The organism is Lacinutrix sp., from assembly GCF_037625555.1.
GTDB lineage: Bacteria > Bacteroidota > Bacteroidia > Flavobacteriales > Flavobacteriaceae > Lacinutrix.
The window spans coordinates 24,831-33,877 of sequence record NZ_JASJHV010000100.1 but is presented as its reverse complement, the minus strand read 5'-3'; the positions used below and the strand labels follow the sequence as shown (position 1 = coordinate 33,877).

12 protein-coding genes are annotated in these 9,047 nt (G+C 30.8%); 6 read left to right on the top strand and 6 right to left on the bottom strand.

Features of this window, described 5'->3' with window-relative positions:
• Positions 1-125: 125 nt before the first annotated feature.
• The gene (locus tag QNK89_RS08435) at positions 126-1,145 is read right to left on the bottom strand and encodes a bifunctional oligoribonuclease/PAP phosphatase NrnA (RefSeq protein ID WP_340170567.1); all 1,020 of its coding nucleotides are present in this window, start codon (positions 1,143-1,145) and stop codon (positions 126-128) included.
• An 88-nt stretch (positions 1,146-1,233) separates the two neighbouring features.
• Here QNK89_RS08435 and QNK89_RS08430 point away from each other — a divergent pair, with 88 nt between their 5' ends.
• Both QNK89_RS08430 and QNK89_RS08425 read left to right on the top strand, forming a co-directional pair.
• Positions 1,234-1,653: a nucleoside-diphosphate kinase gene (locus QNK89_RS08430; protein ID WP_340170566.1), complete on the top strand. Its 420-nt coding sequence runs from the start codon at positions 1,234-1,236 to the stop codon at positions 1,651-1,653.
• 101 nt (positions 1,654-1,754) lie between these two features.
• Complete coding sequence (locus tag QNK89_RS08425; protein ID WP_340170565.1) at positions 1,755-4,313, top strand: M4 family metallopeptidase; 2,559 nt, start codon at positions 1,755-1,757, stop codon at positions 4,311-4,313.
• 134 nt (positions 4,314-4,447) lie between these two features.
• Here QNK89_RS08425 and QNK89_RS08420 read toward each other — a convergent pair whose 3' ends face one another.
• From QNK89_RS08420 to recF, 5 genes are all read right to left on the bottom strand, one after another.
• The gene (locus QNK89_RS08420; RefSeq protein ID WP_299109953.1) at positions 4,448-4,639 is read right to left on the bottom strand and encodes a cold-shock protein; all 192 of its coding nucleotides are present in this window, start codon (positions 4,637-4,639) and stop codon (positions 4,448-4,450) included.
• 157 nt (positions 4,640-4,796) lie between these two features.
• Complete coding sequence (locus QNK89_RS08415; RefSeq protein WP_340170564.1) at positions 4,797-4,988, bottom strand: cold-shock protein; 192 nt, start codon at positions 4,986-4,988, stop codon at positions 4,797-4,799.
• Between the two features lie 109 nt (positions 4,989-5,097).
• Positions 5,098-5,394, bottom strand: coding sequence for a DUF721 domain-containing protein (locus QNK89_RS08410; RefSeq protein WP_340170563.1), 297 nt, complete (start codon positions 5,392-5,394; stop codon positions 5,098-5,100).
• A 44-nt stretch (positions 5,395-5,438) separates the two neighbouring features.
• Positions 5,439-5,855 carry a lipocalin family protein gene (locus QNK89_RS08405; protein ID WP_340170562.1) on the bottom strand — a complete coding sequence of 139 codons (417 nt, stop codon included), beginning with the start codon at positions 5,853-5,855 and terminating at the stop codon, positions 5,439-5,441.
• A 1-nt stretch (position 5,856) separates the two neighbouring features.
• Positions 5,857-6,936: a DNA replication and repair protein RecF gene (gene recF / locus QNK89_RS08400; RefSeq protein WP_340170561.1), complete on the bottom strand. Its 1,080-nt coding sequence runs from the start codon at positions 6,934-6,936 to the stop codon at positions 5,857-5,859.
• Positions 6,937-7,064: 128 nt separating this feature from the next.
• Between recF and QNK89_RS08395 the strand changes: the two genes are divergently transcribed.
• The 4 genes from QNK89_RS08395 (at position 7,065) to QNK89_RS08380 (ending at position 9,044) form a co-directional block, all read left to right on the top strand.
• Entirely contained in the window at positions 7,065-7,844 is a 780-nt protein-coding gene (locus QNK89_RS08395) for a tetratricopeptide repeat protein (RefSeq protein WP_340170560.1), read from the top strand.
• A gap of 25 nt (positions 7,845-7,869) precedes the next feature.
• Positions 7,870-8,352 carry a 6,7-dimethyl-8-ribityllumazine synthase gene (gene ribH / locus QNK89_RS08390; RefSeq protein ID WP_340170559.1) on the top strand — a complete coding sequence of 161 codons (483 nt, stop codon included), beginning with the start codon at positions 7,870-7,872 and terminating at the stop codon, positions 8,350-8,352.
• Positions 8,353-8,541: 189 nt separating this feature from the next.
• Complete coding sequence (locus QNK89_RS08385) at positions 8,542-8,766, top strand: hypothetical protein (protein WP_340170558.1); 225 nt, start codon at positions 8,542-8,544, stop codon at positions 8,764-8,766.
• Positions 8,767-8,771: 5 nt separating this feature from the next.
• Entirely contained in the window at positions 8,772-9,044 is a 273-nt protein-coding gene (locus QNK89_RS08380; RefSeq protein ID WP_340170557.1) for a riboflavin synthase subunit beta, read from the top strand.
• Positions 9,045-9,047 lie beyond the last annotated feature (3 nt).

Below are 9,047 nucleotides of genomic sequence, written 5' to 3'. Positions count from 1 at the left end.
AAAGTGTTTTGTTTCTTTTAGCAGATTCACTAATAAAAGAACCGGATTTTACAGTTTCTGGCTTTCTAGCCTCTGGCGTTTTACAAGAACAAACAAAAGCAAAAATAAAAAGTAGAACAAGAAGTTTATTCATTATTAAGGGCTTTACTATAAGATGGTAATATACTAATAAATTTTTCAACTGTTGATTCTAAAGATGTGTCGCTTTTTCCTCCTGCAGCGTTGGTATGGCCACCACCTTCAAAATGAGCACGAGACATTTCGTTTACAGAAAAACTTCCTTTAGAACGAAGTGAAATCTTTATAATGCCTTGCTTTTTATCTTCAATAAAAATAGCTGCTAATACAGTTTTATCTAAAGATAGCGCATAATTTACAAAGCCTTCAGTATTTCCTTTTTTATAATCTAAATCGCGTAACTCTTTTTGAGATAAAGTAATATATGCTGTCTTATGCTCTGGCAATATTCTTAAATTACTTAATGCACAACCCAATAATTGTAAGCGATTATAACTATTAGTGTCATAAACGTTATTATGTATTAATGTATTGTCTGCACCTTTATCTATTAAATTAGCTATAATTCTATGTGTAGTACTTGTTGTAGAACGAAATCTAAACGATCCTGTATCTGTCATAATACCAACATAAAGACATGTAGCAATTTCTGGATTAATCTTATCTAAAGCATTTAATTTGTCTAAAAAATGATAAACCATTTCACATGTAGAGCTCATAGTAACATCGCTAAACATGTAATTTGCATAATTATCTGGTTGTTGGTGATGGTCAATCATTATTTTTAAACCTTTACTGTCTGTTAAAACAGTTTCCATATTTCCAGTTCTATGGAAGGCATTAAAATCTAGAGTAAAAATAATATCGGCATCATTAATAAAAGATTCAGAAACTTTTTTTTCTGTTTCATGCACTCTTATAGTCTCTACTTTTGGTAGCCATTTTAAAAAATCAGGAAAATCGTTTGGAGCAATAATTTTTGCATCATGATTTAATTGAAGCAAATACTGTAAAAGACCTAGTGTAGAGCCAATAGCGTCTCCATCTGGGTTTCTGTGAGGTATAATTGCAATTTTTTTAGGAGTTGCCAAAAAAGCTTTTATCTCCAAAATATCTTGTGTATTCATAGTCCACGAATATACAATTTTTTAATAGGTTTTATAATTGTTTTTATGAAGAAATACACTACTTTTGCAGGCTTAAAACAATAATATAATGGCAACAAATAGAACATTTACAATGCTTAAACCTGATTCTGTTGAAAAAGGTAATATTGGCGCAATCTTAGAAAAAATTAATGCTTCTGGTTTTAGAATCGTAGCAATGAAATTAACACATATGACAACATCTGATGCTCAAGCATTTTATGCAGTACATAACGAAAGACCTTTCTTTGGTGAGTTAGTAGAATACATGACACGTGGTCCTATAGTAGCTGCTATCTTAGAAAAAGATAACGCAGTTGAAGATTTTAGAACTTTAATAGGAGCTACTAATCCTGCAGATGCAGCAGAAGGAACTATTCGTAAATTATACGCAGCTTCTATTGGAGAAAATGCAGTACATGGTAGTGATAGTGATGAAAATGCTGCTATTGAAGGCGCATTTCATTTCTCAGGTAGAGACATGTTTTAAGCACTTTATCTATAAAAAAATACGTTTAAGCCTAAATTTAACAAGTTAGGCTTTTTTTGTAAACTACAATCAACTACTTTTGACAGACTTAAAGAAAAATTATGAAGTTTATAAAATACTTATTTGTTATTTGCTTGTTTTATTCAGTATTTTCTCAAGCACAAAACACAACAAAAGCTATTGATGCTTTTCAAAAAAAAACAAAAGCAACTGTAACAATTAATAAGCATTCTAATGTTCCTGAATTCATCAAGTTTTCAAGCAATAATCCATTGGTTTTAAAAGGGAATAGTATAGCAGAAAAAACATTTGATTTTTTAAATTTATATAAGACGATATATACTATTAACGAGGTAAGTAATTCTTTTAAATTAAATAAAATAGAAAAAGATAAAATTGGTTTTCAACGTGTAGTTTTAAATCAAGAATATCAAGACATTCCTGTTTACGATGGTAAGTTATTATTTCATTTTAATAAACAGAATCATTTAACAGCGATAAATGGTAATTATATTACAGATATTAAATTAAATCCTTTGCCATCGTTACCCAAAACGGAAGCTCATCTCATAGCAATAGAAACCGTAGATAGTCAATATATTAATTATTCTGGTGATTCATTATTTGTGCACGACACAAAATTATATATATTTCAGAAAGGATTAGCCCAAGGTTATAAAGGTGCTAATTATTTAGTTTATGAAATAGAGGTGAGGAATGATAGAGATGTAAGAGAGTTTATTTTTGTTAATGCGCATAGTGGTGAAATTGTAGAGCAATTTACAGGTATTGCTCACGCTTTAGACCGTGAGATTTATGAAGATAATACTGGTAATTTAATTTGGCAGGAAGGAGATGCTTTTCCTGGTAGTTTAACAGTTTGGCAACGTAATGAGGTTGAAGCCTCTGCGCATGTTTATAATTTTTTTAACAATGCCTTTGGTTATGTTTCTTATGATGGAGCAGATGCTAAAATGAGAACAATTAATAACAATCCTGGTATTGCTTGCCCAAATGCAAACTGGAATGGAACAACTGCTAATTACTGTGACGGAACAGCATCAGACGATGTAATTGCACATGAATGGGGACACGCATATACCGAATATACGAGTGGATTAATATACCAGTGGCAATCTGGAGCAATAAATGAATCTTACTCAGATATTTGGGGAGAAACTGTAGATCTTTTAAATAATTATCAAGATGCAGACGACAACCATGCTTTAAGAACTGGTTGTAATAGTAGTGATAGATGGAGAATAGGAGAAGATGCTTCTGCTTTTGGTGGTGCTATTAGAGACATGTGGAACCCACCTTGTAATGGTGATCCTGGAAAAGTAACTGGTGGAGATTATTGGTGTAGTGAAGGAGATTCTGGTGGAGTGCATATTAACTCTGGGATTCCAAATCATGTGTATGCTTTATTAGTGGATGGAGGAAATTTTAATGGACAAGTTATTACGGGAATTGATTTTACTAAAGCTGCTCATATTTTTTGGAGAGCACAGAGCCAATATTTAACTACAACTAGTGATTTTACAGACCTCGCTAATGCACTGGAAGCTGCTGGTGCAGATTTATTAGGAACTAACCTAGAAGGACTATCGACCACAGGAGTTGCTGCAGGTCCATCGGGAGAAATTATTTCGGCTTTTGATTTACAGCAATTAACAAATGCAATTTTAGCAGTAGAGTTAAGAATAGTGCCAACGCAATGTAATTTTATAACTGTAGTTGGTTCAGCACCTCCATTATGTCAAGCAGGTATAAATAATCCAATATATTTTGAAGATTGGGAGACAGGAATGGATGGTTGGAATGTAGGGCAAGTACCATCAAACCCAAGTACATGGGAAGATAGAGATTGGGAATTAAATGCAACTTTGCCAAGTGGAAGAACTGGTACAGCTATGTTTGGTGTAGATCCAATTAATGGAAATTGTGGTTCTGACCTAGAGAATGGTATTATTAGATTAGTAAGTCCATTAATTACAATGCCAAATGTAACAGATGGTACTTTTGAAATGACTTTTAATCACTATGTCTCAACAGAGGCAGATTGGGATGGTGGTAATATTAAAGTAAGTATTAATAATTCGGCTTGGGATCTTTTGCCAGCTTCAGCATTTATTCATAATAGCTATAATTCATCACTTAATTCTTTGGCAGCTGGTAATGACAATCCTATGGAAGGTCAAGAGGCTTTTACTGGAACCGATGGTGGATCAAACAAAGGAAGTTGGGGAACTAGTGTTATAGATTTATCTTCATTAGGACTTGGTGTTAATGGAACTGTAAGGTTTAGATTCGATATGGGAACAGATGGATGTAATGGTAGAGAAGGTTGGTATATAGATGAATTAACAATTTATAACTGTTCTAATTCATTATCTGTTTCAGAGTTTGATACAATAAGTAGTTTGGTTAAAGTTTATCCGAATCCATCTCATGGTATTTTTAATCTTAATAAAATAGTCCAAATTAATCTTGTAAAGGCCGAAATCCATGATATTAACGGACGATTTATTAAAACGATTGATTTATCAAATGTAAATACTACAAAAGAGATTGATTTATCTAATGCAGCTTCTGGTTTGTATTTTATGACTGTTACAACAGAAAATTCTAAAGGAGTTATTAAATTACTAAAAGAATAGAGTAGTGTAGTACTTTAAATTAAAAAAAAGCGCAACTTTTTGGTTGCGCTTTTTTTTAGTTTTAAATAAGTCTTAAACATATAAAAGCCCACTCTTGGTGTGGGCTTTTACGTAAAAAAATTATGTAGTATATATTAAATAACTTTAACGTTAACTGCGTTTAATCCTTTTTTACCTTCTTCTAGATCGAATTCAACTTCATCGCCTTCACGAATTTCGTCAATTAAACCTGAAATGTGTACAAAATGGTCTTTGTCTACACCTTCTTCTGTGATGAAACCGAATCCTTTAGCGTCATTGAAGAATTTTACTGTGCCTTTGCTCATTGTAATAAATTTTAATATTAATTATATAATTAGAAACAAAGATGATGTCATTAATTAACATGACCTATTTTTTCTTGTTTTTTTTTGATTATTACAAAAAAAAGCTCACTAAATAAATAGTGAGCTTTTCTTGTAATAAGGTAAATTGAATATATAATTATACTACTTTTACGTTTACTGCGTTCATACCTTTACGACCTTCTTGAAGATCGAATTCTACTGCATCTCCTTCACGAACTTCGTCGATTAATCCAGAAATGTGTACGAAATGGTCTTTGTCTGATGCTTCTTCAGTTATAAAACCGAAACCTTTAGAATCATTGAAAAATTTTACTGTGCCTTGAGCCATTTTAAAAATATTTAATTTATTATAAGTTACAAATATACTATTTTATATTAAATATATCTATTTTTAATTTTTCGGCACAATTAAATAATAGTACAATACTAAAAGAAAATTACCTTAAGATTATTTTCTTAACTAAATTTTTTCCTAACTCTTCATTTAGCATGGTTATAATTTTGTCTTTACCATAACTAAGTTCCTCTCTTAATACGCTTGAGCTCAATTGAACATATAGTGTTTCGTTTTTTAAGTCTATTGCAGTAGTATAATTATTTACACCATTTCCCATAAGGTTAGACCAAGCTTCGCGAACATTTACTTTGTCGAGACCTTTTTCTAGTTTATTACTTTCAACAAAATCTTTTAGTGCATCTTGTATATTTAATATATTGTTATTGCGTTTTGCCATGTTCATTTTCCACAAAAGAGGAAATCTAATTTTAATTATATTATTTATTCAACTGTAATTGGAGTAAAGCGTTTGTATAAATATACGTCGTTATTTTGGTTGACTATTTTTAATTGATCTTTATTTGCCATTAAAACAGTCTCTTTCCATTTAGAGAATGCAGTAGAGTAATATAAATGTAAACTGTCGTTTTCTATTTTTAATTTAAAAACCTCTTTGTCTTTAGATGTTTCGTATTTACCATCAAAACGCGGATTCATTTTTTTTCTAAACCCATTAATACTATCCTTTACAGATATAAAGTCTATAGTTTTGTTAACCGTATACTCTTTTCTAAAACCATTGGATAAAGTTACACTTTCAATTTCCCAATAACCATCAACGTGTTCTATAAAGGTTTTAGGGTTTTTAGAACAGCTGAAAAGTAATGTTAATACTAGTATTGAAACAATTTTATTCATATTAAAGTTTAAAAATCTCATAAGATTGATGTACTTGTTTTACAGCATTTTCTGTACGCTCTGCATGAGTGTCACTTATAAATAACTGCCCAAAATTTTCATCGTCTACCAATTTAATAATTTGAGTTACACGTTCTTCATCTAATTTGTCAAAAATATCATCAAGTAGAAGTATTGGGTTTACACCACTTAACTGCTTTATAAAATCGAATTGCGCTAGTTTTAAAGCTATTAAAAACGATTTTTGCTGTCCTTGGCTTCCAAATTTCTTTATTGGATGGTTATCTATATTAAAAATTAAATCGTCTTTATGCAAACCTACACTTGTATACTGTATGGCTTTATCTTTATTAATGACCTGTTTTAGTAAAGTATAAAGGTCAATGTCAAATAAATCGCTTCTGTAAACTAAATCTACTGTTTCGTTACCATTGCTTATTGCTTTATATCTTGCTTTAAAAATTGGAATAAACGTTTCTAGAAAAGATTCACGCTTATTAAAAATTTTAGTTCCAAAATCGTTTAATTGACTATTGTATACATCTAAAGTATCCTTATTAAAAGTATTGTTAAGAGCAAAGTATTTTAGTAAGCTATTGCGTTGTGCTAGAATTTTATTGTACTTTATTAAATCGTCTAAATATAATTTATCACTCTGCGAAATTACACTATCTATAAATTTTCTTCTTGTGTCGCTTCCTTCAATAATTAAATCTCTGTCTGCTGGCGAAATAATAACTAAAGGTAAGAAACCAATATGCTCGCTAAACTTATTATACGCCTTTCCATTGCGTTTTATTACTTTTTTTTGTCCTCGTTTTAGGCTAACAACAATTTTTTCGGATTTATTATCCTTATTATAGTTACCATTAACAACAAAAAATTCCTCTTCATGTTTTATATTTTGAGAAGTAATAGGGTTAAAATAACTTTTACCAAAAGACAAGTGGTAAATAGCATCTAAAATATTTGTTTTTCCTACGCCATTTTTGCCAACAAGACAATTAATGGTGTCGTTAAAAGTTAGAGATTTACTCTCGAAATTTTTGTAATTTACTAATGAAAGTGACTTTAATATCATAGACTATTTAAGCAAATGTAGCAGTAGTTGTTGTAGCAATTAAATGGAGCATGCAAAATAACAAATAAATAAGCTTTTATATATGAAGAAATATTTTATTTTTGCCACGCATAAATTATACAATATACATGGCAACTTATAAGAAAAGAGGTTACAAACCAAAAACAGAAAAAGAAAAAGAAGTTATTGATGAGAACTTAGGAGAAAACTCTACAACAGCTGAGGTATTTAATACTTTAGACGAAACAGCTTCTAAGACTGAAGACTTTGTTGCTGCTAACCAAAAATATATTTTCATTATTATAGTAGTAGTCGCTGTTTTAGTATTAGGATATGTAGGATACACTAAATTAGTTCAAGAGCCTGCTAACGAAGAAGCAATGAACGAGTTATACTATACACAAAAGCAATTTAATGATGCTGCAAGTGGTGTTTCTAGCGATTCTCTGTATACTATTGCACTTAATGGTAGCGATGGTAAATATGGAGCTTTAGACATCATTAAAGAGTACAGTGGTACATCTGCTGCTAATTTAGCTAATTACTATGCTGGTATGTCTTACTTAAATTTAAAAGATTATAAAAATGCAATTGCGCATTTAGATAAGTTTAAAAGTGAAGATGAAGCTGCTGGACCAATGGCGAAAGGAGCTATAGGAGATGCATTCATTCAATTAGACCAGCCAGAACAAGCTTTAAAGTATTACTTACAAGCTGCTAAAATGAGAATGAACGACTTAACGGCACCAACATTCTACTACAAAGCTGGTATTACTGCTTTAAATTTGGGAAAAGCAACAGAAGCGTTAGATTATTTTAATACAATAAAAGAAACGTACCCAAATGCACCAGAAGCAACTTCTGTAGAGGTGTTTATTGGTAAAGCGCAAGCGATGTCAAACAAATAATTTTAGCGTTTAGCAGAAATTAAATATGGCAACTGTAAATAACAATTTATCAGAATACGATAAAGCATCAATCTCAAACGCGAAGAATTTTCGGTTTGGGATTGTTGTTTCAGAATGGAACGATACTATAACCGAAGGTTTATATAAAGGAGCATACGAAACCTTATTGGAACACAATGTATTGCCAGAAAACGTTATACGTTGGGATGTGCCAGGAAGTTACGAGTTAATTTATGGGTCAAAGAAAATGCAACAGCAAAAGGTTGATGCTGTTATTGCTATTGGAAGTGTAATACAAGGCGAAACTAAACATTTCGATTTTGTTTGCGAAGGTGTGGCTCAAGGCATAAAAGATTTAAATGTATTGCACGATATTCCTGTTATTTTCTGTGTTTTAACAGATAATAATAAGCAACAGGCTATTGATCGCTCTGGAGGAATCCATGGAAATAAAGGAACAGAAGCAGCAGTTGCGGCAATTAAAATGGCTGTAATTAGTAAAAAATAGATTTAAGTTATATCACAGTACTTTTAGATTTACCAATTTTAAATCTTTGTTTTAAAGACTGTATCCGTTTATTTTTTTTAACTTCTATTTAGATGAAAAGCTCTGTTAACAATTTTTAGCATTTCAAATCGCAAATTCTTCTCTATTTTCAGTACTTTTGATTGTATTTCAATAGTATAAAATAACACTGTGTTTAATAAAAGAAAAAACAAAGCGTTTAACTATAATTCTAGATTTTCTAAAGATGATGTCAAGGATGTAAAAACGGAATTCAATTCTAAAAGCGAAGTCACTTCAAAGTGGAAACGTACAAGGAAGACTGGAGCAGGAAAACTAAAAATAGGTTTACCTATGTTACTCCTACTATTAGGCATTATTATTGCATTTTGGTACTATCTAGAATATAAACTATAATTGTTATGGGATTTTTTAAACAAAAAAACAAACGTTATAATTACAAGCCTCGTTTCTACAAAGGAGAAGGAAGTCCTTTCGATATGAAGGGTAAATTTGATGCCGATCGTTCTACACTAGAAGCTGTTGGTGGCATAAAAAAAAGATTTAATAAAGTTATAGACGAATCTAAAACAGCTCCAGATAACACTGTAAAAAAACGTGTATATATTATTATCGCTATTTTATTGATAATTTTCCTTTTTATAATCGATTTTGATATCACTATATTTTTCTAAGCT

Bases quoted from the DNA above. Each gene is read 5' to 3' on its own strand.
- QNK89_RS08405 (WP_340170562.1), bottom strand. From the start codon at position 5,855: ATGAATAAAATTGTTTCAATACTAGTATTAACATTACTTTTCAGCTGT.
- QNK89_RS08435 (WP_340170567.1), bottom strand. From the start codon at position 1,145: ATGAATACACAAGATATTTTGGAGATAAAAGCTTTTTTGGCAACTCCT.
- QNK89_RS08380 (WP_340170557.1), top strand. From the start codon at position 8,772: ATGGGATTTTTTAAACAAAAAAACAAACGTTATAATTACAAGCCTCGT.
- QNK89_RS08425 (WP_340170565.1), top strand. From the start codon at position 1,755: ATGAAGTTTATAAAATACTTATTTGTTATTTGCTTGTTTTATTCAGTA.
- ribH (WP_340170559.1), top strand. From the start codon at position 7,870: ATGGCAACTGTAAATAACAATTTATCAGAATACGATAAAGCATCAATC.
- QNK89_RS08410 (WP_340170563.1), bottom strand. From the start codon at position 5,394: ATGGCAAAACGCAATAACAATATATTAAATATACAAGATGCACTAAAA.
- recF (WP_340170561.1), bottom strand. From the start codon at position 6,936: ATGATATTAAAGTCACTTTCATTAGTAAATTACAAAAATTTCGAGAGT.
- QNK89_RS08430 (WP_340170566.1), top strand. From the start codon at position 1,234: ATGGCAACAAATAGAACATTTACAATGCTTAAACCTGATTCTGTTGAA.
- QNK89_RS08415 (WP_340170564.1), bottom strand. From the start codon at position 4,988: ATGGCTCAAGGCACAGTAAAATTTTTCAATGATTCTAAAGGTTTCGGT.
- QNK89_RS08395 (WP_340170560.1), top strand. From the start codon at position 7,065: ATGGCAACTTATAAGAAAAGAGGTTACAAACCAAAAACAGAAAAAGAA.
- QNK89_RS08420 (WP_299109953.1), bottom strand. From the start codon at position 4,639: ATGAGCAAAGGCACAGTAAAATTCTTCAATGACGCTAAAGGATTCGGT.